17 protein-coding genes and 5 pseudogenes are annotated in these 23,449 nt (G+C 62.0%); 10 read left to right on the top strand and 12 right to left on the bottom strand.

Annotated elements, in window-relative coordinates:
- Positions 1 to 2: 2 nt before the first annotated feature.
- The 4 genes and pseudogenes from F0169_RS00115 (at position 3) to F0169_RS00100 (ending at position 5,528) form a co-directional block, all read left to right on the top strand.
- Entirely contained in the window at positions 3 to 1,166 is a 1,164-nt protein-coding gene (locus F0169_RS00115; RefSeq protein ID WP_152745068.1) for an isovaleryl-CoA dehydrogenase, read from the top strand.
- A 13-nt stretch (positions 1,167 to 1,179) separates the two neighbouring features.
- A pseudogene (locus F0169_RS00110) lies at positions 1,180 to 2,786 on the top strand (carboxyl transferase domain-containing protein).
- A gap of 15 nt (positions 2,787 to 2,801) precedes the next feature.
- Positions 2,802 to 3,607, top strand: a pseudogene (locus F0169_RS00105) (gamma-carboxygeranoyl-CoA hydratase).
- A pseudogene (locus F0169_RS00100) lies at positions 3,604 to 5,528 on the top strand (acetyl/propionyl/methylcrotonyl-CoA carboxylase subunit alpha). Before F0169_RS00105 ends, F0169_RS00100 begins: the two co-directional pseudogenes overlap by 4 nt.
- Here F0169_RS00100 and F0169_RS00095 read toward each other — a convergent pair.
- A complete protein-coding gene (locus F0169_RS00095) occupies positions 5,525 to 6,160 on the bottom strand; it encodes a LexA family protein (protein WP_058415579.1) in 636 nt (211 codons plus the stop codon). The pseudogene F0169_RS00100 and the gene F0169_RS00095 overlap by 4 nt on opposite strands.
- Positions 6,161 to 6,290: 130 nt before the next feature.
- Between F0169_RS00095 and F0169_RS00090 the strand changes: the two genes are divergently transcribed.
- Positions 6,291 to 6,644 (top strand): DUF6124 family protein, encoded by a 354-nt coding sequence (locus F0169_RS00090; RefSeq protein WP_122249923.1) that lies wholly within the window; start codon positions 6,291 to 6,293, stop codon positions 6,642 to 6,644.
- Between the two features lie 467 nt (positions 6,645 to 7,111).
- Positions 7,112 to 8,263: a M14 family metallopeptidase gene (locus tag F0169_RS00085; protein ID WP_058415581.1), complete on the top strand. Its 1,152-nt coding sequence runs from the start codon at positions 7,112 to 7,114 to the stop codon at positions 8,261 to 8,263.
- A gap of 64 nt (positions 8,264 to 8,327) precedes the next feature.
- On the opposite strand, the gene F0169_RS00080 is transcribed toward F0169_RS00085, so the two are convergent.
- The 4 genes from F0169_RS00080 to F0169_RS00065 form a co-directional block, all read right to left on the bottom strand.
- Positions 8,328 to 8,867: a cytochrome b gene (locus F0169_RS00080; RefSeq protein WP_058415582.1), complete on the bottom strand. Its 540-nt coding sequence runs from the start codon at positions 8,865 to 8,867 to the stop codon at positions 8,328 to 8,330.
- Entirely contained in the window at positions 8,864 to 9,946 is a 1,083-nt protein-coding gene (locus tag F0169_RS00075; RefSeq protein WP_152745067.1) for a catalase family peroxidase, read from the bottom strand. Before F0169_RS00075 ends, F0169_RS00080 begins: the two co-directional genes overlap by 4 nt.
- Positions 9,947 to 10,068: 122 nt before the next feature.
- Positions 10,069 to 11,367 (bottom strand): hypothetical protein, encoded by a 1,299-nt coding sequence (locus F0169_RS00070; RefSeq protein ID WP_172979274.1) that lies wholly within the window; start codon positions 11,365 to 11,367, stop codon positions 10,069 to 10,071.
- The gene (locus tag F0169_RS00065) at positions 11,360 to 12,967 is read right to left on the bottom strand and encodes an amino acid adenylation domain-containing protein (protein WP_152745066.1); all 1,608 of its coding nucleotides are present in this window, start codon (positions 12,965 to 12,967) and stop codon (positions 11,360 to 11,362) included. Before F0169_RS00065 ends, F0169_RS00070 begins: the two co-directional genes overlap by 8 nt.
- 197 nt (positions 12,968 to 13,164) lie before the next feature.
- On the opposite strand from F0169_RS00065, the gene F0169_RS00060 reads away from it, so the two are divergent.
- Together F0169_RS00060 and F0169_RS00055 are read left to right on the top strand one after the other, a co-directional pair.
- Positions 13,165 to 13,671 (top strand): sigma-70 family RNA polymerase sigma factor, encoded by a 507-nt coding sequence (locus tag F0169_RS00060; RefSeq protein ID WP_058415586.1) that lies wholly within the window; start codon positions 13,165 to 13,167, stop codon positions 13,669 to 13,671.
- Positions 13,668 to 14,405, top strand: coding sequence for an anti-sigma factor family protein (locus F0169_RS00055; protein WP_152745065.1), 738 nt, complete (start codon positions 13,668 to 13,670; stop codon positions 14,403 to 14,405). The genes F0169_RS00060 and F0169_RS00055 overlap by 4 nt, the downstream gene beginning before the upstream one ends.
- On the opposite strand, the gene F0169_RS00050 is transcribed toward F0169_RS00055, so the two are convergent.
- The 7 genes and pseudogenes from F0169_RS00050 to F0169_RS00020 all read right to left on the bottom strand — a co-directional run bounded on the left by F0169_RS00050 (position 14,402) and on the right by F0169_RS00020 (position 20,760).
- Entirely contained in the window at positions 14,402 to 15,394 is a 993-nt protein-coding gene (locus F0169_RS00050; RefSeq protein WP_425274267.1) for a Csu type fimbrial protein, read from the bottom strand. The genes F0169_RS00055 and F0169_RS00050 overlap by 4 nt on opposite strands.
- Before the next feature lie 17 nt (positions 15,395 to 15,411).
- Positions 15,412 to 17,706 carry a fimbria/pilus outer membrane usher protein gene (locus tag F0169_RS00045; RefSeq protein ID WP_122249937.1) on the bottom strand — a complete coding sequence of 765 codons (2,295 nt, stop codon included), beginning with the start codon at positions 17,704 to 17,706 and terminating at the stop codon, positions 15,412 to 15,414.
- Between the two features lie 138 nt (positions 17,707 to 17,844).
- Positions 17,845 to 18,633: a fimbrial biogenesis chaperone gene (locus tag F0169_RS00040; RefSeq protein ID WP_058415589.1), complete on the bottom strand. Its 789-nt coding sequence runs from the start codon at positions 18,631 to 18,633 to the stop codon at positions 17,845 to 17,847.
- A 25-nt stretch (positions 18,634 to 18,658) separates the two neighbouring features.
- Positions 18,659 to 19,159 (bottom strand): Csu type fimbrial protein, encoded by a 501-nt coding sequence (locus tag F0169_RS00035; RefSeq protein WP_058415590.1) that lies wholly within the window; start codon positions 19,157 to 19,159, stop codon positions 18,659 to 18,661.
- A gap of 4 nt (positions 19,160 to 19,163) precedes the next feature.
- Positions 19,164 to 19,706, bottom strand: a complete 543-nt coding sequence (locus F0169_RS00030) for a Csu type fimbrial protein (protein ID WP_058415597.1) — start codon at positions 19,704 to 19,706, stop codon at positions 19,164 to 19,166.
- 18 nt (positions 19,707 to 19,724) lie between these two features.
- A complete protein-coding gene (locus tag F0169_RS00025; protein ID WP_058415591.1) occupies positions 19,725 to 20,267 on the bottom strand; it encodes a Csu type fimbrial protein in 543 nt (180 codons plus the stop codon).
- Positions 20,261 to 20,760 (bottom strand): annotated as a pseudogene (locus tag F0169_RS00020) (Csu type fimbrial protein). Before F0169_RS00020 ends, F0169_RS00025 begins: the two are co-directional and overlap by 7 nt.
- A gap of 205 nt (positions 20,761 to 20,965) precedes the next feature.
- Between F0169_RS00020 and zapE the strand changes: the two are divergent.
- Complete coding sequence (gene zapE, locus F0169_RS00015; protein ID WP_152745064.1) at positions 20,966 to 22,060, top strand: cell division protein ZapE; 1,095 nt, start codon at positions 20,966 to 20,968, stop codon at positions 22,058 to 22,060.
- A gap of 40 nt (positions 22,061 to 22,100) precedes the next feature.
- Positions 22,101 to 23,395, top strand: a pseudogene (locus F0169_RS00010) (protein kinase).
- Positions 23,396 to 23,449: the final 54 nt, after the last annotated feature.

The raw sequence follows: 23,449 nt of genomic DNA, 5'->3' as shown, positions 1-23,449 counted from the left end.
CCATGAGTTACCCGTCCCTGAACTTCGCCCTGGGCGAAACCATCGACATGCTGCGCGACCAAGTGCAGTCTTTCGTGGCCAAGGAAATCGCCCCGCGCGCAGCACACATCGACAGCGACAACCTGTTCCCCGCTGACCTGTGGCGCAAGTTCGGTGACATGGGCCTGCTCGGCATCACCGTGCCGGAAGAATACGGCGGCGCCGGTCTCGGTTACCTGGCGCACGTGGTGGCCATCGAAGAAATCAGCCGTGGGTCAGCCTCGGTGGGTTTGTCCTACGGCGCGCACTCCAACCTCTGCGTCAACCAGATCAACCGCAATGGCAGCCACGCGCAAAAACTCCATTACCTGCCAAAACTGATCAGCGGCGAGCATGTCGGCGCCTTGGCCATGAGCGAGCCGAATGCTGGCTCTGACGTGGTCTCGATGAAACTGCGTGCCGAAAAACGCGGCGACCACTACGTGCTCAACGGCAGCAAAACCTGGATCACCAACGGCCCCGACGCCAACACCTACGTGATCTACGCCAAGACCGACGTGGAAAAAGGCGCGCATGGCATCACCGCCTTTATCGTCGAACGCGACTGGAAGGGCTTCAGCCGTGGCAGCAAGTTCGACAAGCTGGGCATGCGCGGCTCCAACACCTGCGAGCTGTTTTTTGACGACGTGCATGTGCCGCAGGAAAACATCCTCGGCGCGCTGAATGGCGGCGTCAAAGTGCTGATGAGCGGCCTCGACTATGAACGCGTGGTGCTGGCCGGCGGCCCGATCGGCATCATGCAGTCCTGCATGGACCTGATCGTGCCGTACATCCACGACCGCAAGCAGTTCGGCCAGAGCATCGGCGAATTCCAGCTGATTCAGGGCAAGGTTGCCGACATGTACACGCACCTCAATGCGAGCCGCGCTTACCTGTACGCGGTGGCCCAGGCCTGCGAGCGTGGCGAAACCACGCGCAAGGATGCCGCCGGGGTGATCCTTTACACCTCCGAGCGCGCCACGCAAATGGCCCTCGATGCCATCCAGATTCTGGGCGGCAATGGCTACATCAACGAATTCCCTGCCGGGCGCCTGTTGCGTGACGCCAAGCTGTACGAAATCGGCGCCGGCACCAGTGAGATTCGGCGGATGTTGATCGGCCGCGAACTCTTCAACGAAACCCGCTGAAGGAGCGCGCGCCATGGCCACCTTGCACACCCAGCTCAACCCGCGCTCGGCGGAATTTGCCGCCAACAGCGCGGCGATGCGCCTTCAAGTCGACGCCCTGCGCACATTGCTCGCGCATGTTCAACACGGCGGCGGCGCGAACGCTCAGGCGCGGCACACCGCGCGCGGCAAACTGCTGCCGCGCGAGCGCATCAACCGCTTGCTTGACCCAGGCTCGCCGTTCCTTGAACTCAGCCAGTTGGCCGCTTATCAGGTGTATGGCGAAGACGTGCCCGCCGCCGGCGTGATCGCCGGGATCGGCCGCGTGGAAGGCATCGAATGCATGATTGTCGCCAACGACGCCACAGTGAAAGGCGGTTCCTACTACCCGCTCACGGTGAAAAAACACCTGCGCGCGCAGACCATCGCCGAGCAGAACCGCCTGCCGTGCATCTACTTGGTGGACTCCGGCGGCGCCAACCTGCCGCGCCAGGATGAGGTGTTTCCCGACCGTGAACACTTTGGGCGAATCTTCTTCAACCAGGCCAACATGAGTGCCCAAGGCATTCCGCAGATCGCGGTGGTGATGGGCTCGTGCACCGCCGGTGGCGCCTACGTACCGGCCATGGCGACGAAGCGATCATGGTGCGCCAGCAGGCAACCATCTTTCTCGCCGGGCCGCCGCTGGTAAAAGCCGCGACAGGTGAAGTGGTCAGCGCCGAAGACCTCGGCGGTGCCGATGTGCACTGCAAAATCTCCGGCGTGGCCGACCACTATGCCGACAGCGACGAACACGCGCTGGCCCTGGCGCGGCGCAGCGTGGCCAACCTTAACTGGCGCAAACAAGGGCAACTGGTGCAACGCACGCCGGCGCCGCCGCTGTACGCCGGCGAAGAACTGTATGGCGTGATTCCGGCGGATGCCAAGCAGCCATTTGATGTGCGCGAGGTGATCGCGCGGTTGGTCGACGCTTCAGTCTTCGACGAATTCAAGGCGCTGTTCGGCACCACACTGGTGTGCGGTTTTGCGCACTTGCACGGCTACCCGATAGCGATCCTCGCGAACAACGGCATTCTGTTCGCCGAAGCCGCACAAAAAGGCGCGCACTTCATCGAGCTGGCCTGTCAGCGCGGTATTCCCTTGCTGTTCCTGCAGAACATCACCGGCTTTATGGTCGGCCAGAAGTACGAAGCTGGCGGCATTGCCAAGCATGGCGCCAAGCTGGTCACGGCCGTGGCGTGCGCCAAGGTGCCGAAGTTCACGGTGATCATTGGTGGCAGCTTTGGTGCCGGCAACTACGGCATGTGCGGTCGCGCCTACGACCCGCGCTTTTTGTGGATGTGGCCGAATGCACGCATCGGCGTGATGGGCGCAGAACAGGCGGCCGGCGTGCTGGTGCAGGTCAAGCGCGAACAAGCCGAACGCGCCGGTGCAGCGTTCAGCGCCGAGGAGGAAGCCGCGATCAAGCAGCCGATCCTCGACCAGTATGAAACCCAAGGCCACCCTTACTACTCCAGCGCGCGGCTGTGGGATGACGGCGTCATCGATCCGCTGCAGACCCGCGACATGCTGGCGCTGGCCCTGTCCGCCGCGCTGAATGCGCCCATCGAGCCGAGCCGCTTCGGCGTGTTCCGCATGTAAATGGAGCTGTACCCCATGAGCGATTTCAACACCCTCGAACTGATCACTGACAGCCGTGGTTTTGCCACGCTGTGGCTTAACCGTGAAGCCAAGAACAACGCGTTCAATGCGCAGATGATCCGTGAACTGATCATCGCCCTCGACCACGTGCAGGCGGATGCGTCCTTGCGCTTTCTGCTGCTGCGCGGGCGCGGCAAGCACTTCAGCGCAGGCGCCGATTTGGCCTGGATGCAGCAATCCGCCGAGCTTGATTACCACACCAACCTGGACGACGCCCGCGAGCTGGCGGAGTTGATGTACAACCTGGCCAAGCTGAAAATACCCAGCCTGGCCGTGGTGCAAGGCGCGGCCTATGGCGGTGCGCTGGGCTTGATCAGTTGCTGCGACATGGCGATTGGGGCGGATGACGCGCAGTTCTGCCTGTCGGAAGTACGCATCGGCTTGGCCCCCGCGGTGATCAGCCCGTTCGTGGTACAGGCTATCGGCGAACGCGCCGCGCGGCGCTATGCGCTGACCGCCGAACGCTTCGGCGGCCAGCGCGCGCGCGAGCTTGGCTTACTGGCGGAAAGTTACCCGGCGAGTGAGCTGGATGAGCACGTCGAACAGTGGGTCAGCAACCTGCTGCAAAACAGCCCGGCGGCGATGCGCGCCAGCAAAGATTTACTGCGTGAAGTGGGTAACGGCGCCCTCACCCCGCGCTGCGCCGTTATTGCGAAAATGCCATCGCACGGATTCGCGTCAGCGCCGAGGGCCAGGAAGGCCTGCGCGCCTTCCTGCAAAAACGCCCGCCCAGTTGGCAAGCGCAGGAGCCGCGTTCATGAGCACACTGACCACGTTACTCGTGGCCAACCGGGGCGAGATTGCCTGCCGCGTGATGCGCACGGCCAAAGCGCTGGGGTTGACCACCGTGGCCGTGCACAGTGCCACGGACCGCGATGCGCGCCATAGCCGCGAGGCGGATATTCGGGTGGATTTGGGTGGCAGCAAAGCCACCGAAAGCTACCTGCAAATCGACAAGCTGATCGCCGCCGCTCAGGCGAGTGGCGCCCAGGCGATTCATCCGGGTTATGGCTTTCTGTCGGAGAACGCCGGTTTTGCCCGCGCGGTAGAAGCGGCGGGGCTGATCTTCCTCGGCCCGCCCGCCTCGGCGATTGATGCGATGGGCAGTAAATCGGCCGCCAAGGCCTTGATGGAACACGCCGGTGTGCCGCTGGTGCCGGGTTATCACGGCGACGCCCAAGACCTGCAAACCTTTCGTGACGCCTGCGCGCGTATCGGCTACCCGGTGCTGCTCAAGGCCACGGCCGGCGGCGGTGGCAAGGGCATGAAGGTGGTCGAGGATGTAAGCCAACTCGCCGAAGCCCTGGCGTCGGCCCAGCGCGAGGCGCTGTCGTCCTTTGGCAATGCGCAGATGCTGGTGGAGAAATACCTGCTGAAGCCGCGCCATGTCGAAATTCAAGTGTTTGCCGACCAGCACGGCCACTGCCTGTACCTCAACGAGCGCGATTGCTCGATTCAACGCCGCCATCAAAAGGTCGTCGAAGAAGCACGGCGCCGGGCTTGAGTGTTGAACAACGCAAGGCCATGGGCGAAGCCGCGGTGCGTGCGGCGCAGGCTATCGGTTATGTGGGCGCGGGCACCGTGGAGTTTTTGCTCGACGCGCAGGGCGCGTTTTTCTTTATGGAGATGAACACGCGCTTGCAGGTGGAGCATCCGGTGACAGAGGCGATCACCGGCCTGGATCTGGTGGCCTGGCAGATTCGTGTCGCGATGGGTGAAGCGTTACCGATCACTCAGGCGCACGTGCCGCTGATCGGCCATGCGATCGAAGTGCGCTTGTACGCCGAAGACCCGGCGAATGATTTTCTGCCGGCCACCGGGCACCTCGCGCTGTACCGTGAACCTGCCGCAGGGCCGGGGCGCCGCGTCGACAGCGGCGTGCAACAAGGTGACAGCGTCTCGCCGTTCTACGACCCGATGCTCGGCAAGCTGATTGCCTGGGGCGAAGACCGTGAACAGGCTCGGCTGCGCTTACTGAGCATGCTCGATGAGTTTGCCGTGGGTGGGCTCAAGACCAACCTGAGCTTTTTGCGGCGGATCATCGGCCATCCGGCGTTTGCCGCGGCTGAGTTGGACACCGGGTTTATTGCGCGCTATCAGGATCAGTTGCTGCCGGTGGCGGGCGCGCTCAGCGATGCCTTCTGGCAGGCGGCTGGCGCGGCGTTTATTCAGAGCTTGCCGGCAGGTTTTGGGCCGTGGGCGGATACGCGGGGTTTTCGCGCGGGGCTGCCTGCCGAGGTGTCGGTGCATTTGAGCTGCGCCGGACAGCATCGGCTGGTAACGCTGAGTGGCAGCACCGCACACCTGCACGGCGAGCAGTTGCTGATCGACCATAACGGCGTGCGCCGCGCTCATTTGGCGGTGCGCCGCGAAGGCTGTGTGTACCTGCGCTGGGACGGCGAGTTGCACGCGGTCAGCTTGTTTGACCCGATTGCAGCGGTCGCGGCCAACCCGTCACATCAGGGTGGCCTGACGGCGCCAATGAACGGCAGTATCGTGCGTGTGCTGGTGGAGGTGGGCCAAACGGTGCAAGCCGGCACTCAACTGGTGGTGCTGGAGGCGATGAAGATGGAGCACAGTATTCGCGCGCCGCACGCTGGAAAGGTCAAGGCGCTGTTTTGCCAGGAAGGTGAAATGGTTGCCGAAGGCAGTGCCTTGGTCGAGCTTGAAACGGCCGGCTAAAACTTCGCAGTGGCTTGCACGACAACCCCGAGCATTCGGCAATCGTCGGTGAACAGCACTTTAGGGTAGGTGGGGTTGAGTGGCACCAGATACAACTGGCCACTCTCTTCCAGCAACTGGCGAAAGGTTGCCTGAGGGCTATCTGCCCATTGGGCAACCACCAGCCTGCCAGGTTCGGCAGCGATGGCCGGGTCTACCAGAATCATCATGCCTGCGCCGATGCTCAGGCCACTGGGGGCGGTCATCGCATCACCCGTCACGGGCAGCCAGAACGCTTCGCCCTGGGCGTGGTAATCGGTCAGCTCGAAACGCGCCACTTCATACACCGCGCGTTCTTCACGGATTTCGCACACGCCTCTCCAGTCGCTGACCGGGTAGCGAAAATACGGGTTGTAATGTTTTACCGGGGCTGGCGCTTCGTCGTCTCTCTCACGAATTTCCAGCGCGACTTCCAGGTAACCCAAGCCCAGCTCGGCGAGTACCCGGTTCATATCCGCCAGGCTCGGCACGCGGCGTTTGTTAAGCCAATGGCCGACACCGCCTTGGGACATGCCCAAGCGTTCGGCCAGTTCGTCCTGCGTGACCTTGCGGTCTTTCATGTTGGCTTTGACCAACGCAATCCAGTTATCCATAGGACGTGACAATACGTTGGGTATTTTTCATGACAATAAACAGTTTGTAGTAATCCATCAAATGACATAAATACGATTCGTACTACTATCAGAGGCAGGTTTTCGACATTCACTCAGAGTAACCACCTTCATGACGACTAGCCCGTATCACCTGCCCGGCGCAGCGCAAGCTGACGAACTGCTGGACCTGCGCAGCAGCGGCGCCGTACGACGCGCACTGGACTATTACTTGAAAGAGGATGTGTCGGTGCCGAGCGCGGACGACTGTTTTTTCGCCATCAAGCCCGGCGTCAGCCATGAAGAAGCCCTGGTTCACGCCTCCGACCTGCTACGCAGCGCGGCAGCCGCAGCCTACGAATCGGCGAACAGCCGTCAAGGCAACCAGCGGGATCTGGCCTTTTCGGTGGTGTATTTGATTGATATGGCAAAAGCGATGGTGGAGCAGACATTGCGGGCGCCGGCCGCTACTCAGCTCAGCGTGTGACGGGCGCAACGGAAAAATATTTCTATCAGGCCGACAAAAACATTTGACTTGCAAATGATAATGATTATTATTGGACCCAGCTGATCGCGAGATCAGTCGATAGACCAAGAGACCTTAGGTCGGACTCCTGGAATATCTCCTCATCAGGCTAATCACGGTTTTTGACCCGGCTCTTTGGCCGGGTCTTTTTTTTTGCCAGTTTCCCTGGCATGGCTTCAGGCTAATGAAGACTGTGTGTTGCTTGATGGCGCGCATGGTAGCAAAAGACAATCGCCAAAAGAAAGCCGAACGAACGCTCTAGCCCGGTTCTTTGCGAAATAGCGCTTGAGAATCAATCTCATAGATCCTAAGCTGCTGCGGCGTCAGGGATGACGCCCCCTCCCCTCGTGCAACAATTTTGCACCAAGATTTTGCCTGACTCCTGTGTAATATAGCCGCCACAACACTCATATTCAGGCAACCAGACTATGACCGTGGCCTTGACCTCTATCAAGATCAGCACCAACTTCGACAGCGGCAACATCCAGGTGCTGGATGCCAGCGATGCCTTTCAACTGCTGCTGGCAATCAAGCCCGATACGCGCAGCGCGCATTTTCAATGGTTCCACTTTAAAGCTGAAGGCATGCACGTGGGCCACACCCACACCTTCCGCCTGAGTAACGCGAGCCATTCCTCGTATAAAAACGCGTGGAGCGGCTACAACGCCGTGGCCTCCTACGACCATATCAACTGGTTCCGGGTGCCCACCCGTTTTGACGGCGACACCTTGCACATCAGCCTGGAAACCCGCGAGAAACACGCGTGGATCGCCTACTTCGAACCCTACAGCCGTGAGCGCCACGACTGGCTGATCGACCAAGCCTTGAACCGCGCAGGCACCCGCTTGCTCGCTACCGGCAAAAGTGTAGAAGGCCGTGATATTCAACTGCTGCGCCGCGGCAAGGGTGGCGAGGGCCGGCGCAACATCTGGATCATCGCCCAGCAACACCCCGGCGAACACATGGCCGAATGGTTCATGGAAGGCATCATCGAACGCCTGCAACAAGACGGTGACGTTGAGCTGAAAAAGCTGCTGGCCGTCGCCGACCTGTACCTGATTCCGAACATGAACCCGGACGGCGCGTTCCACGGCCACCTGCGCACCAACGCGATGGGCCAGGACCTCAACCGTGCCTGGCAAAGCGCCAGCCAGGAACTCAGCCCCGAAGTACTCTTCGCCCAAGAGCAGATGCAAAAATACGGCGTCGACCTGTTCCTCGATATTCACGGCGACGAAGAAATCCCTTACGTCTTCACTGCAGGCTGCGAAGGCAACCCGGGCTACACCCCGCGTATTGAAGCGTTGGAAAAACGCTTCCGCAGCCACTTGAGCGCGCTGACCCGCGACTTCCAGACCACCCATGGTTACACCCGCGATTTGCCGGGCGAAGCCAATATGACCCTGGCCTGCAATGCCGTCGGCGAGCAGTACGACTGTTTGTCACTGACCCTGGAGATGCCCTTCAAGGACAACGACAACGCGCCCAACCCGCACACCGGCTGGTCGGGCAAACGCTCGATGCAATTGGGCAAGGACGTCTTGAGCAGCGTGGCCGATATAGTCACGGCCCTGCGCTGAACATTGTTTGGATCGGCACTGAATGACGCTGTTGTGGCAAGCGAGCTTGCCACCAAAACCCGCGTCAGTGCTTGCTGCCGGTCATGCTTTGCAGCACGCCATCACGGCGGATCAGCCCGTGGAACAACGCCGCCGCCAAGTGCAGCAGCACGGTCAGGAACAACAGGTACGCCAGATAGCCGTGGGCCTTGCGTAACAGCGCAAACAGCGGCGCGTCTGCACCCACCAGCGCCGGCAACTGCACTGAACTGCTGAGCATCACCGGGTCACCGGCCGCCGAAATCATTGCCCAGCCGAGCAACGGCAATACCAGCATCAGCGCGTACAACAGCACATGGGACGCCTTGGCTGCGAGTACTTGCCAGAGTGGCAAATCGGCAGGCAGTGGCGGTTGCCGGGTCGAAAACCGCACGATCAGCCGTACGATAACCAACGCCAGAATCGCAATCCCCAGCGGCTTGTGCAGGTCAATCAGCCACGCATGACGCTGCGACACCGACGCCGCCATGCCGGCACCGATAAACAGCATGGCAATCACCATCAGTGCCATCAACCAATGCAGCAGGCGAGCCAACGGCGCAAAAAACCGTGGTTGAGCATTCATGGCTTCGACTCCTGAGGGGCACTGTGCAGCGAGTTGACTTCACCGGCGCGGCGTACGTACGAGCTGGCATACGCTGCCGAACGTGCGGCCAGCAACGGGTCGTTGGAGGCTTGGATACCACTCGGCAAAACCAGCGGGTCGTAGTTGATGTCACGGCAATCGCCGTCCGCTTGCGGCTGGCTGCTTTGCAGCACCAGCGTGCCGGCATTCAGCACTTTGTGGTCGCCCACCCAGGCTTTGCTTGCATCGTCCACAGGGTCGCCGGGGTTGGCCAGCGTCATGTTCAACTGCCAACGCAGCGGCCCTGAAGCCAAGCGCTGCACCAAGTCTTTTTCGAGGAAGTCACCGCCCGACGGCGCGGTATCACCCGGCGTATCCTGGCTTTGCGGCACCACGCCCCACCGCACAGCCTGGCGCTTGCCATCGGCGCTCACCAGGTAAAACGCATTGATGCCGTTGTACGTTTCAGTCGCGTAGCTGGCCGACGGTTTGGCAGTTTTCACCCACGCCAAAAACGCCGCTGTCTCCGGGTGCGATGCAAAAAACGCCGGCATGTTCGCCGGGTTCGGCTTGCCGGTCGCCGGGTCAGGCGCACCGGCCTTGAGCATCTGGTAGAACGCCTCAACCGTGCCCACCGGGAACACCGGCATGCTGTTCATCCCGGTGCGCCATTGCTGGCCGTTGGCCTGGCTGAATTGCACGGCGAAACTGCGGATCGGCACACTGCTGTCCGGCGCATAAGGGTTGCCACTGGGCAAGGCAAAGCGCCCGATCACCGGGGTTTTAGCCTCGCTGAACACCTGCGCAGCGGAATACGCACGCGCCTCGGCGCTGCTCTCGAAATAACCCGCCACACAGACGCCCTTGGCATGGTTGCGTCGGAACCCAGGGTGTACGCCGTTATTGGTTTCCAGCGCATTAACCAAGGTTTTCGGGCGCAGGCGCTGTGGGTCGAGGGTGCCATTGACGTAGGCAAATGCCCCGGCCACAACCGCAACCACGGCTCCGATACCGGCGAGTCGCGCGATCAGGCTCGCAGTGCTCATCGGCGCACGGGGCGGTGACGAGTGATCTACCATGAATAACTCCAGGCCGTTTGGCCACAGTGGAAAGAGCTATGAGACGAACCAGGTGTAGGTCTATTCCATTTTCACTGTAGCTTTTTTCAAGGTAGATGCACGGCCGACTCAACATACGTGTTTCAGGAATCCCAGATCGCGCCATAGGCGGGTATTCCATGGGCCTCAAGCGCTTCCACGACACGCTGTGTCAGCGCCTGGTTGGCGATACAAATCACCGCCTCCGCACCAACGGCCTGCACCGCGCCGTAAGCCAATTGCAGCAGATCGGGCTTGCCGCGTTCATCGGTGTCCCAGATCAACGCGCCGGGCTGGGCGCGTAGAATTTCGTCGACCAAGGCGTCGCCATAGGTTTTTCTCGGGCTGCGAGTCGACCAAATCAACTGGATCGGGGTTTTAGCGGCCAATAAATGCGGCATCACCGGCCCAATGCCACTGCCCGTGGCGATGTAAACCACGGACTTGAACAGCGTTTCCACGTTGGCCACACCGGCAGTGGTAATGCCCTTGACCCAGACGTGTTGGGGCAGGTCCTCAATGAAGCGCCCGGTCCAATCGCCGGCTTTGGAAATGATCAGGCGAAACCCTGCTTCGCCCGGCGCAGGAATATTCGCAAATGAATGCCACTCAAGCAGTGGATGGCGACTGAGCGCAGTGGCCGAACCGACAAAGGGCGTGGTGTGGGTAAAGCGCGTAACCACCGCATGCCCTGAAGGACGCACGTGTTCGATGGCCACCTTTCGCAGACGCAACCAAGGTAAAGCGATGCTCAGTGTTAGCAGCACCAGCATCCAGAAAGACGCGCTGTGCAGCAGGTTCGACGACGACTCGTATGACGCCAGCAGCGCCAGCCCCCAGAACAGCAGCAGTGCGCTCCAACCGGCAAACCGGTGGACGCGCTCGAAACCATTATGAAAGCGGCCACGGATCTGCGGCTGCGCCATGATCACCATCAACATCAGCAGGCTCAGCAGCACACCGCTTAACCACAACCAGGCCGGCGAAACGCTGCCAGGTGCCTGCACATATCGCGCGACCTGAACGCCGACCATCACCGTAAACCAGGCGGTGGCGGCCAAGGCTGCGCCACTGTGCAAACCACCGAAGTGGTACACCTTGGCTGCGCTGCGACGCACGCGCAGCGGCCATGTGAGCGGTACGCGTGTCGCCAGCCAGAACAGCGCATTGATCACGTATCGCTGACGAATCAAAATGGCAATCGACAGGTTGATCAACACCATGTCCGACAGCACTTGAACATTGATGGCCTGCAGGTTCAGGCCCATCAGCACAAACGCCGCGTTAGCCATCAGAACCATTGCCGCCAAGCGGTTGTAGTAAGAAAAAATCCGCAATGACGTCCAGCGGCGCCACAGCGCGGGCTTGGGCGGGACCACGGTGAGTGTCAGTAAATCAATCACGACCGGCGTCCTCGGATGAGAGCGCCGCCAAGGCCACGAACCGCTCACGCGCCCTTTGCAGCAACAGAGCCTTGTCGATCTTGCCCCTGGCGGTCATCGGGAAGTCCTTGACCGCGTAAATGGCCGAGGGCACGCAGTAGTAGGCCAGCCGCTGTTCACACTGGAACCGGCACGCGTCAATATCGGCGTCGGCCGGTGAGACAAAGGCCACCAAGGTGCGGCTGTCCAGTTTAAGCGTGACGGCGCGCGTGCAACCCGCAGCGGCCTCCAGGGCCGAAGACACCGCGTCCAGTTCCACACGAAAGCCGCGAACCTTTACCTGATCGTCAACACGGCCCAGGTGCTCAAGTTGCCCATCGGGCGTCCACCGCCCCAAGTCTCGCGTGCGAAACATCATCGCCTCGCCACCCAGAAAAGGGTCCGGGCGATAACGTTCCTGGGTCAGCGGGGTATTGTTCAGGTAGCCCGCCGTGACGCCCATACCACCGGCCCACATTTCGCCGATTTCCCCCAATTCACAGGCGCGGCCCTGTTCGTCGAGCACATACACCGTGTTATTGGGCGTCGGCTGGCCGATGGTTAACAACGTGCCGGGCACATGCAGGTGCAACGTATTGACGATGGTGGTTTCGGTGGGCCCGCAGCCGTTGTAAAACGCACAATGCGTGGCCCACAGGTCGGCCAGCGCTTGGGAACAGGGCTCCCCGGCCACCGCGACCACACTCATGACCGGGCACTGCTGCGGGTCGAGGCTGGCCAGTATCGAAGGCGTCGCGATTAACACATGGCACTGCGCGGCGGTCTTCGCTATGTCTTTGCCGCGAATCAACAGCGTTGCCCCATGGGCCAGGCAACCGAGGATTTCCCAGGCCGCCATGTCAAAACCGATGTTGAGGATCTGCCCCACGTTGCGGCCAGGCGCCATGCCCATCTGGCCTGGCTGGGTCAGCAGAATGTTACATACGTTGCGGTGACTGACACACACGCCATTCGGCCGGCCGGTAGTGCCCGAGGTGAACAACACGAAACACAGGTCATCGGTGTCGGTGGCGGCGAACACCTGATCATTGTTTTGCGCCACCCAAAGCTCTTCTGCCAAGAACGTATCCAGGCACAGGCAGCGATCGGCCGCTTCTGCGGGAATCCGATCAACCAGGTGCGACAGCGTCAGCACTACCGGGCTGGTCAATGCGTCGAGGACCATCGCCAACTGCAGGCTCGGCACGATTCTGGCGTCCTGCGGCACGTACGCAGCGCCCACCTTCAACACGGCTAAAAGCCCTACCACCATTGGGATTGAGCGCTCGACGAACAACGCTACCGTGTCGCCGCGTTTCACGCCCAGCTCGGTCAGGCGCACCGCCAACCGATTGGCCTGGCGGTTGAGTTGTTCATAGCTGATACGCTGGCCCGCCCACACGGCAGCGGTCGCTTGCGGCGCCAGCGCCGCTTGCATCTCTATGGCGTGGTGCACACGATCGAAGGTGGGCTGGCTTGTCGGGCCACATCCCCATTGCTCAAACAAAACACGCCGCACGGCAGGCAAATGAGCCAGCACCGGCAGGAAAAAAAACTGAGTGTTGATTAGCGAAAATGTCATGAAAAAACCCTCGTGTGTTTATTGCCAACGCTGTTCCGGCAAGTACGAGGGTTGATTGGTGGGCAGTTCAGACATTACAGGCACCAGAATCCTTAAGGCATTACCCAACTGCAGGGGAAAATTTCTTATTGCCTCCTGTTGGAATAACTTACAGCGGCGAGCGTCTACACCTACACAACCGGCTAGACTCGCCCCCCATGCATGAACTCGACGAACAGTTACGTGAACTCATCCCCAGGTTGCGGCGTTTTGCCGTATCCCTGACCCGTAACGCCAGCAGCGCCGACGATTTGGTGCAGTCGAGCCTTGAGCGCGCGATTACCCGTTGGGCCGACAAACGCACCGAAGGTGACCTGCGCGCCTGGCTGTTCTCGATCCTTTACCGACAATTTCTCGATGCCCACCGGCGCAGCCGGCGTTACGCGCGCATGCTCGAGTTTGTTACCGGCCGTGACGACGCTCAGCCCTCGGTGGAGCGCACGGTGATGGCCCAATCGGCCCTGCAAGCCTTCGACCAACTCAACACCGAGCAACGCGCCTTGCTGCTCTGGGTCTGCGTCGAAGGCTTAAGCTACAAGGAAGTCGCGGCTATCCTCGAGGTGCCCATCGGCACCGTCATGTCGCGCCTGTCACGCGCGCGCCAAGCCTTGCGCCAACTCAGCGACGGCGAAATTGCCAGCCCTTCCCTGCGGATACTCAAATGATCAGCCTGCCCCCCAGCGAACGCGATTTGCATGCCTACGTCGATCACCAACTGTTGGAAAGCGACCGCCGCGTACTCGACACCTGGTTGGCCGCGCACCCCGACGTGGCAGCTCAAGTGCAGGCCTGGCAGCACGATGCGCAGGTGCTGCGCGCCGCCTTGAGCGGAGTATTGCAACAACCGGCCAACCCCGACCTGGACCCGGCACTGATCCGCCAACGCATCCAGCATCAATCGCGCCGCCACTTCGCAACCGCCGCCGTGCTGTTGATCGCCGTCACCCTCGGCGGCCTGGTCGGCTGGCACGCCCGCGAAGCGACCCAAGCGCCGATGTTGCCGATGGCCGACGCCATGCAAGCGTTCCGCCTGTTTGCCCAGGACGGCATCATGCCAGCCGATTTCAAGGCCCAGGGCAGCGTCAACATGCAGGCGTGGCTCGACCGCTACTTCAATCAGGCACACCGCCTGCCGGACTTGAGCGCGTCGGGTTTTACACCAGTCAGCGGGCGCCTGCTCACCACTGACCAAGGCGCTGCGGCAATGGTGCTGTACGAAGACACGCAAGGTCGGCGTATCAGTTTCTACATTCGCCCGCCAGGCCCGGAAAACGGCTTTTTGCCGCGTGGCAGCCGCACTGCCGATGGGCTGCAGGCTGAGTACTGGTCCGGTGCCGGGTACAACTATGCCGTGGTCAGCCCGAACGATGAGCCCACGGCAAAGATGCTCAAGTTCTAGAACCCCACGTCCAGCACGACGTTGTCGGTATAGGTGCCGGCCGGTGGCGTGGGCTGGTCGGTGTAGACCTTGGCGTTGTAGGTGAAAATCTGGCTGCCGGTGCCCAGGCCGTTGCCGGGGTTGACCTCGGCGGTCGAGCTGTCCCGCCGCGCTGCGCCGACGCTGCCCCAGCGCGTGGTACCGGCGCTTTTGAAGATGTCGTAGGCGAGGTAATTGGTGCCGGCAATCATGCGCCTGCGCCCACCCACGCTGACCGGGTTCTGGCCATCGCTGAGGCCTACGGTGTAGGCGCTGCCTTTGGTGCAGGTGATACTGATGGTCTGCGCGCTGACAGGGGTAAAACCGCTCACCACCGGCGCGCTGCCAAAGCTGATATTCGGCGCGGTGATCTGGCAATCGTTGGTGACGGTCATGCTGACGGTCATCGCCGACGTGCCGGTGCCGGTATCGCGCCCCGCGCAGATGCCGCCGATGCCGATGCCGGAGCAATAGTTCCAGTTCCAGGCAATGCTCAAGGTCTCGCTGTACAGCCCCGCAGCCACGTTGCTGCCGGTAATACTACTCACGTACAGCGGGAGGTTTTTTGCGCCCGGCCCCGCCACCAGCCCAAGGGTTTGAGCGATGCCGCTGGCGGCGCCAAAATCAAATTGACTGTTGCGTGTGATCGGATAACTGGTGGTGTTATTGCCGTAGAGCGTATAGCCAATCACATCCCCCGTCGGCCCGACCATCCCACCTTGGGCAGAGCCCGTCACCGTGGCATAAAAGTGGTCAGTGGAGACCAGCAGCGAGATCAGTGTCGAGGTGCAACGCAACCCCGCATTAGCGCTGGAACTGGCCTGTGCAGCGGTGCGCACAGTCATCGAACTGATCGAGCCAAAACTTACCGGGGTCGGGGTGACCACCGAACACAGCGCCATTGCCTGCGCTGAAAACATCAGCCCGATCAGCCCCACAAGGTACAGCCATCCCTTGCCTCTCACCTGCACGCTCCTTGTTCAGCCCCTCATTGGCAGACCAACGGCCCGATCAGCGGCACGTCCTGTTGTTGCTCATCAATGTCGAACGTCGCCTGGCAGGTGCGCCCTTCACCCAAGGTCACCTGCAGCGTGTTGTGCGCGCTGAGGTTTTCCAGGTACACCAGGCCATCCCAACCCACCACCGCCTGCGTGTTGCTTTGTTCGTGGACGACCAGGCTGCCCAGCGGCAAGTCCTCATGCTGGTTGTCCACCAGCGTGATGCTCGCAGCGATCACGCGACGCAACGGAAACGCCAACAAGTAACCGCTGCCACGCCGCACCGAGACGCGTTGCTCCACGTTCGCACTCTGGATATTCGGCGGCAGGTTCAGCGGGTCGATTTCGTACTTGCCGCGGTAATACGCACTGCTCCACGGCACCAAAAGATGCCCATTGCGGTCGGTGTGGCCCACCAGTTGGTTCTCGTAGCGCACCGGAATACCGGCGAAACCCTCGGTGCTCACCACCACGAAGGCGTCGTTGATGCGGTTGGCGGCAAACGTATTGCCGCCCATCCACACCAATGAACCGCTGGCATCTGCCCAGCGCGTCTCGGCGTCGCTGCTGCCGTACACGCCGGCCTGCAACTGCACCGATTGCAGGCGCCAGGTCAGGTCGGCCTGGCGATAGGTCGGGCCATCGCCTTGGGCGTAGCCGAGGTTGTAGCCCACGCCCCCTTCGCTGGGCACCGCACTGCTGTAATTGACGCGTTGGCGACTGGCGCCGTCTTTGCTGCGCTCGCTGCTCACGGCCAGGCTGCCACTGAGGTCGAACGGAATGACCAATTGCGCCTGCATCGCCCAGTTGCTGTCGCCTACCTCGCGGTTGCCCGACAGGTAAAAACTGGTGTTGCGCCACAGCGGTTTACTCCAGCTCAGGTTAAACAGCCGCGTGCGCGAATCGTCGGCCGCCTGCACATCGAAGTAGCCAACGCCCAAGCTGCCAAAGCGCTCCAGGTTGAGGCTTAACGTCACCTGTTCGCTGCGCTTGCTGAGGCTGGCGTAGGGCGTGTCGACCAGGCTCAAGTCGGCGTATTCATCGCGCCGTTCGACGCGCTGGTACGACAGGCTGTAGCGCGTGCTGTTGTACTGGTAACCCAGGCTCAGTTGCTGGCCGGTGCGGCCTGCGAACTGGCTTTGGGCGACGGCCGTATTGAGCACACCGAAGTTACCCAGCCGCAGGTTGCCGCCCAGCCCGCCGAGCGTCAGGTCGCTGGCGGCTTCGGCATGGCTTTCCAGCGTCAGGTTGTCGGAGTAACCATAGCGAAAGGTACCGCTGGCGACGCCCGGTCCGTAACCGAAATCACGCAGGGTGTAATCGCGGCGCAAGGTCCCGGCGGCCACCGAAAAATCCGACAGGCCTTGTTGCAACAACGTGCTGGTGACGTAGAACGGCACGGTGGTCGAGACTTGGCGACCCAAGGCGTCGGTGGTGACGACCACCGCTTCACCGGCGCCGTTAATGAACGGAATATTGGTAAGCGTGTAAGGCCCCGGTTGCAACAGCGCGCTTTCGGACTTGTAGCCGTTGATAAACAGGTCAACCGAGGACGGCACGGCCGCTTCACCGGCAAATTGCGGCAAGGGATACGTGACCAGGTCCGGGCGCACCGCGAAATCGCGCGACAGTTGCACCCCGCCCAATCGTACCGAACTGCTCCAGGGCAGCGAGCCGCTGATCACATCACCCGCCTCGTAGGTCAGCAGCCGCTCGTCATCCGAGAACCGCCACGTGGTGTCGTAACGCCGATAGCCGTTGTTGAGCGTGCTGTCGCTGACGCCGCCGATCAGGGTTTGGCGGTACTGCCCGGTGGTCGACAAGGTGCCCCAATTATCGAACAGTCGCAGTTCGCTCCACCCGGCGAGGTAACTGCCACCTTCGTCGGTGTCGTTGAAATACACGTCATAGTTAAGCAATGCGCCAAAGCTGCTCATGGCCTGAGTGCGCGGGTAGGTATTGCGATTGCCGATGAACTGTTCCTGCAGCCACGAGGGCGGTACATCCAGCAACAGGCGCTGGCCGTTGCTGTCGTAGTCGCTGTGCAAACCCGGCAGCGCGTCCAGGGCGATGCTGCCGGTGAGGTCGCCCGGCAATTTCATGCCCACGTCCTGTAACGCACTGGCCGGCACATAGAGCTGCCCGGCCCGTTGATCAACCGCGATAACGCGGCCAGTGTCCATCTGGTTAACCACCAGCTCCAGAAACAGTTGTGCATCGGCAACAGCCTCCAGACTGCTTGGGGGCGGCGGCAGGTCGCCAGCCACGCCCGGCAGCGCAATCATCGCGCCGCACAGCCCGCTCACCACTGCCACCGACGGCCACCTACAACGAGCCCAACCACGGCTCCATGGCGTTGTGTCCTTCAATGGACATCTCCATCCTGTTGAACCCGGGACTAACGCCGTCGCGCGGTGCAGCGGTTACCGCTTTGGCGCCAGACTCTCCAATTGCGGCGCACCGTTGATGCGTACCTGCAACGGCTGATCGGCGGACACCGCGTCCGGCACCGGCCAGCGCATGGTCGCGCCGGGCAGCACATAACCGAGCAGGCCATCTACCAGAGGCCGGGGCTGCCCGCCCTGCTTGAACGAGGCGTCTGTGAGGCGCGCATGCACCGCGCCCTGGTTGCGCACCTCAATGTAGGTGCGCCCGGCCACGTTGACTTTTTGCCAGCTCAGGTCCGGCTTGCCGGCGCCTTTGGGGTCGCGCTGGCGGGTAGCATCGTCCTTGCTCCACAGGCCAGCGCCGTAGGCGAACAACGGCACCGAGTAACGCATCTGGAAGCGGATGGCCGCTGCGGTATTCTTGCCCTCCGGCGGCGTTGGCACCTGCAGCGCCGAGGGGATTTCATCAATGATGATGCGATAGGCGAGCTCCTGCCCCGGCGGCACTTCACGGGTGCGCGTCAGGCGTACCAGCTGCTTTTGCCCTGGCTCGATTCTCGCCACCGGCGGGCTGCCGACCACATCGCGCTGGTTTTGGTACTGCTCGTCAAAGCCACTCTGGCTCCAGGCAAACACCCGAATCTGCAGGCTGGCCGTCTCGCTGCCACGGTTTTCCAGCCACAGCGCGCTGGCCTGTTGATCGGCTTCCAGCACCGGGTCGATGGGCCAGATCAGCACCGAACTCGCTGCCTGCACAAGCCCCGCCGAGCACACGGCAGCCAAGGCAACACCCGCGGCCCACAGCCGCCGGGAAGGTGAACGCATAAACCCACTCCTTATACTCATAGCCCTACCACGACAACTGCACCTGCAGCGTATCGCTGTACGTCCCCCCAGGCTGATTGCCGGGTAACTGCACCCGCCCGTAAATCGGCAAGCTGATGGTGGTTGCATCGCTGTAACTGACGGTGACGCTCTGACTAATGCCCAGGCTCTGACTGAACGCCGCATCCCTGAACAACTGGTAACCCACGCGCGCGCTACTGCTGTTGTGCTGCATATTGCGCCCGGTGCTGCTGTGCAACCCGCCGTCGACGCTCATGCTCAGTGTCACCCCGGGCGTGCATTGCAAGATCACCCCGCTGGTCAGCGCCGCACTCACCGTGCCGGTGGCGAGGGCCGAATAACTGCCGTAGGCCAGCGCGCCATAGTTAGGCCCCGCACCCACAATCAGGCAGCCCGGCGTGACCGTCGCGCTGACTTGAAAGCTCTGGCTGGTCACCGCCGACAGCGGCAGCGGCACTGCAAACGCGCAGGCCAGCAATGCCTTGAGCCACACCGAACGTGTCATGGCGTCAGAACGTCAGTTCTACGGCCACCGTGTCGGTATAAGTGCCCGCTGGCAGCCCTGCCTTGCCCACCGCGCGGCCGTAGAGGTTGACGGTTTGCGCCACGCCGGTACTCGCGGCCAGGGTGATCACGCCGTCGATAGCCAGGAGCGCGGAGTGCCCACTGTCGGTGTAGAAGTCATACGGCACGAAGTTGCCCGCACCGTCGGCCAGGGCACGCGTGCCGCCTGGCGAGGCGTTATCATGCGCGCCGGCACGCACCTTGACCGTCGGCGTGGTGCCGGCAGAACACAGCACCGACAGCGCGCCGCCCGTACCGGTGCCGCCCAACAGTTGCGCGTCGGCGTTGGTGAACAAGCTATTGGTGGTACCGAAGTTCAAGCTACCGAAGTTCAAGCCGGTGGCCGCCCCGGAACCGTTGACCTGGCAACTCGCGATCAGCGTCATGCTGGAGGTGATCTGCCCGGTTACGGTGGTCGCCGCGTTGAGGCTGGAGGCCATCGCAAGGCCCAGCGCGCAGACGCCTATTCGAGATACTAATGTGTGCATGATGGTCATCCCTTTGAGTTACCAGTCCAGTGTCACGGTCAACGTGTCGGTGTAGGTGCCGGCAGGCAGGGCAGTTGTATTGGCCACCACGGCGCCCCACACCGGGATGGTCATTTGTGTGCCATCGCTGGCGACAAAACTGTGTTGCTGGCCGATCCGATAGGGAATGCGCCCCAGCGGGTCGGCCATCAGTTGATAATCGATGGTCTGGCGGCCGTTGCTCAGGCGCCGCGTGGTGCCAACGGCATTGGTGCCGCCGTCAATGGTCACGGTGAAGCTTGCGACTGTCGGGTTGCATGACACCGACAGCGGCGCTGTACCGCTGGCCGACAGGCCCGCGCCCAAGGGGTTGCTCCAGGTCGGCCCCTGGCTGCCGAAATCGAGCATGGCCGTGCCACCCGTCGGGCTGACCGGCGCCGTGTCAGTGCCGCGGCTCACTTCGCAACTGGCGGTAACCACCATGCGCGCCTGGATAAACCCGCTGGCCACCGCCGCCCGGGCGTGCTCCGCTGGCAGCAATAAGCTGCCCATGGCCGCCAAGGCCAGCAACCGGCTTACCATGTGACCGTGACCTTGAGCAGGTCGGAATAACGACCAACGGCCGGGATGCCTTTCAGCGGTTCGATTCGGCCATACAGGGGCAAGTCGACGGAGCCTGAGTCCGGCACCCGCCCGCTGAAGGGCACATCCACCGGCAACGGGATCAACCGCGCAGCGTCTGCGTAGATACGATAGGGAATGGGTTGACTCGAAGGGGTTGCGGCGCTCAGGTAGCGCACTTCGCCGACGCCACCATGCAGGCCGCCGTCGACGCGCACTTGGTAAGGCGTGTCGGGGTTACATTCCAGGCGTGGCTGACGCTGGCTGATCAGCGCCGCACTCAAAGGCCGGCCGGGTCATCCAGACGCGCGCCGCTGCCGAAATCCAATACGCCCAGTTGCTCAATGCCTGCGCTGCGGGTAGTGCCCACCAGTTGGCAGCCCCGCTGCACGTCAATGCGCACCACCACCTGCAACTGCGCGGCGTACACCGTACTGCAGAGCATCGTGCCCATCACCGCCAATACTGCTCGTCCCTTCACTGCCCCAATTCCTTATACAGGGGTAACGCCTGACTATGAGGTTAGCCACTGGCAGAAAAACCGCCAGTCCGGAAAGGTTTTTGCGCGCGCCCGACTGTTGCGCAATAGCGGGCGCTATTGGTCAAATCGCCGCGGGCGCCCTAAAGTAAGCCACCACCGAAACACAGAGTGACTCGCATTGGCCGTGTTTTCCCTGATCCAGCGCCTGTTTGGTAACAACGCCGAACCCGCCGGCGCATCGCCCATCCCCGCTTACTTTCAGGCCCAGGCGAAGCAACTGGGCTATACCCTCAGTGCGGGCCAAACCCAGGCGATTACCGCCCTCGCCCGCGAAGCCGGGTACCTGCTCGCCGGCCAGCCCACGCGCAGCCTTTACCTTCACGGCGCGGTGGGGCGTGGCAAAAGCTGGCTGCTCGATGGGTTTTTCCAGGCGCTGCCGATTGCCGAGAAACAGCGGGTGCACTTCCATGCATTTTTCGCCCGGCTGCACCGGGGCATGTTCCTGCACCGCGAGCATGACGATGCCTTGGCCGTAACCCTTAACGAGCTATTGGCGGGTTGCCGCGTGCTGTGTTTCGACGAATTCCACGTCCACGACATTGGCGATGCGATGCTCATCAGCCGGTTATTCAAGGCGCTGTTCCGGCGCGGCGTGCTGGTGCTGGTGACGTCCAACTACGCGCCGCAAGGGCTGTTGCCCAACCCGCTGTACCACGAACGCTTCAAACCGGTGATCGACCTTATCGCCGCGCGTATGGAGGTGCTGGAAGTCAGTTCAGACCAGGATTTTCGCAGCTTGCCGCAGGCCCATGCGCAACAGCGCTTCAGCACCGGTCAATACGTGTGGCCAGGCACCACGCAGCAGCGCGAGGCCTTGGGGTTACCCGCAGCCGATTGCCCGGCGCAATGCTTGACCGTCGGCACCCGGCAATTAAGCTGCCGCCGCCATCAGGCCGCCACGCTCGCCTTCACCTTCAACGACCTCTGCGAACAGCTCACGGCCGTGATGGATTACCTGCTGCTGTGCGAGGACTTCGACCACTGGATCATCGACGGCCTGCCGCCACTCGCAGACTGCCCGATCGCCGTGCAACAGCGTTTTATCAACGTGGTGGACGTGCTCTACGATCAGGATAAACGCCTGACACTGATCGGCCAGTTACCCTTGGCTGAAGCGCTGGAAGGCCAGGCCATTGACCTTGCGCGCACCGCCAGCCGCCTCGGACAATTGCAAACGGCGCGCGCGCAACCCGCGCCCGACCCGGTATCATGAGCGCCTTTTTATGCCCTCTTGCCGAGTGACCGCGCCGCCGATGAATACCCTCGCCCAACTCAAGGCCGGCCAACTGGCCGGAATCACGCGCCTCGACCTGTCCTGCGGGTTGACCGAATTCCCGCAGGAAATCTTCGAGCTGGCCGACTCCCTGGAAATCCTCAACCTCACCGGCAATGCCCTGAGCAGCTTGCCGGATGACTTGCATCGCCTGACGCATCTGCGCGTGCTGTTTTGCTCGGACAACGCCTTTACCGCGCTGCCGGAATGCCTGGGCCAGTGCACAAAACTGAGCATGATCGGCTTCAAGGCCAACCAGATCAGGCATGTACCCGAAGCCTCTCTGCCGCCGCAGTTGCGCTGGCTGATCCTCACCGATAACTGCATCAGCCAATTGCCCAGTGCATTGGGCGAACGGCCATTGCTGCAAAAACTGATGCTGGCCGGCAACCAACTCGCGCACCTGCCGCAGAGCCTGGCCAACTGCGCCAACCTGGAGCTGATTCGCATCGCCTCCAACCGCCTGACCCAACTGCCGCCCTGGCTGCTGACCATGCCCAGCCTGACCTGGCTGGCCTATGCCGGTAACCCGGTGGAGATGGCCGTGGAGGTCGCGGCAGATGAGGCGACGGCGAACATTCCCTGGTCGCAGTTGGTGCTGGGCGAAGTGCTGGGCGAAGGCGCCTCCGGGATCATTCGCAAAGCGCAGTGGGCGCCGGCCGCCAAGCCGGTTGCGGTCAAACTGTATAAAGGCACGATCACCAGCGACGGCTCGCCGCTGCATGAAATGCAGGCCTGCATCGCCGCAGGTTTGCACCCCAACCTGATCAAAGTGCAAGGCCGCGTAGTTGACCACCCGCAAGACCAGGCAGCCTTGGTGATGGACCTGATCGACCCGAGCTACCGCAACCTCGCCGCCCTGCCGAGCCTGGCATCGTGCACCCGCGATATTTACCAACCCGACACGCGTTTCAGCTTCGACGTGGCCTTGCGCATGGCCCGAGGCATCGCCTCGGTGGCCGCGCATTTGCACCGTCACGGCATCACCCACGGCGATTTGTACGGCCACAATATCCTGTGGAACGAAGCGGGTGATTGCTTGCTGGGCGACTTTGGCGCGGCGTCGTTCCATGCCACGGCCGACACCCTCGAAACCAGAGCACTGCAACGCATTGAAGTGCGCGCGTTCGGCGTGTTGCTGGGGGAGTTGCTGGAGCGGGTTGAGGCGGGGTCGAGTGATCAGCGGCTGCTGGAGCTGCACAGAAACTGCTGCCAGCCCGACGTGCTGCGCGCCCAAGCTTCGAACAGATCGAAGCGCTGCTGCAGTCTATCTAACAGCGCCGAACCAATGTGGGAGCGGGCTTGCTCGCGATGGCGGTGGGTCAGTCA

Source organism: Pseudomonas kitaguniensis (assembly GCF_009296165.1).
GTDB lineage: Bacteria > Pseudomonadota > Gammaproteobacteria > Pseudomonadales > Pseudomonadaceae > Aquipseudomonas > Aquipseudomonas kitaguniensis.
This window is presented reverse-complemented; position numbering and strand designations above follow the sequence as displayed.

Excerpts from the sequence above, each read along its gene's own strand:
- F0169_RS00055 (WP_152745065.1), top strand. The coding sequence starts at position 13,668 with ATGATCAGCCTGCCCCCCAGCGAACGCGATTTGCATGCCTACGTCGAT.
- F0169_RS00075 (WP_152745067.1), bottom strand. The coding sequence starts at position 9,946 with ATGGTAGATCACTCGTCACCGCCCCGTGCGCCGATGAGCACTGCGAGC.
- F0169_RS00115 (WP_152745068.1), top strand. The coding sequence starts at position 3 with ATGAGTTACCCGTCCCTGAACTTCGCCCTGGGCGAAACCATCGACATG.
- F0169_RS00060 (WP_058415586.1), top strand. The coding sequence starts at position 13,165 with ATGCATGAACTCGACGAACAGTTACGTGAACTCATCCCCAGGTTGCGG.
- F0169_RS00065 (WP_152745066.1), bottom strand. The coding sequence starts at position 12,967 with ATGACATTTTCGCTAATCAACACTCAGTTTTTTTTCCTGCCGGTGCTG.
- F0169_RS00080 (WP_058415582.1), bottom strand. The coding sequence starts at position 8,867 with ATGAATGCTCAACCACGGTTTTTTGCGCCGTTGGCTCGCCTGCTGCAT.
- F0169_RS00025 (WP_058415591.1), bottom strand. The coding sequence starts at position 20,267 with ATGGTAAGCCGGTTGCTGGCCTTGGCGGCCATGGGCAGCTTATTGCTG.
- F0169_RS00045 (WP_122249937.1), bottom strand. The coding sequence starts at position 17,706 with ATGATTGCGCTGCCGGGCGTGGCTGGCGACCTGCCGCCGCCCCCAAGC.
- F0169_RS00095 (WP_058415579.1), bottom strand. The coding sequence starts at position 6,160 with ATGGATAACTGGATTGCGTTGGTCAAAGCCAACATGAAAGACCGCAAG.
- F0169_RS00035 (WP_058415590.1), bottom strand. The coding sequence starts at position 19,159 with ATGACACGTTCGGTGTGGCTCAAGGCATTGCTGGCCTGCGCGTTTGCA.
- F0169_RS00030 (WP_058415597.1), bottom strand. The coding sequence starts at position 19,706 with ATGCACACATTAGTATCTCGAATAGGCGTCTGCGCGCTGGGCCTTGCG.
- F0169_RS00040 (WP_058415589.1), bottom strand. The coding sequence starts at position 18,633 with ATGCGTTCACCTTCCCGGCGGCTGTGGGCCGCGGGTGTTGCCTTGGCT.
- F0169_RS00085 (WP_058415581.1), top strand. The coding sequence starts at position 7,112 with ATGACCGTGGCCTTGACCTCTATCAAGATCAGCACCAACTTCGACAGC.
- F0169_RS00090 (WP_122249923.1), top strand. The coding sequence starts at position 6,291 with ATGACGACTAGCCCGTATCACCTGCCCGGCGCAGCGCAAGCTGACGAA.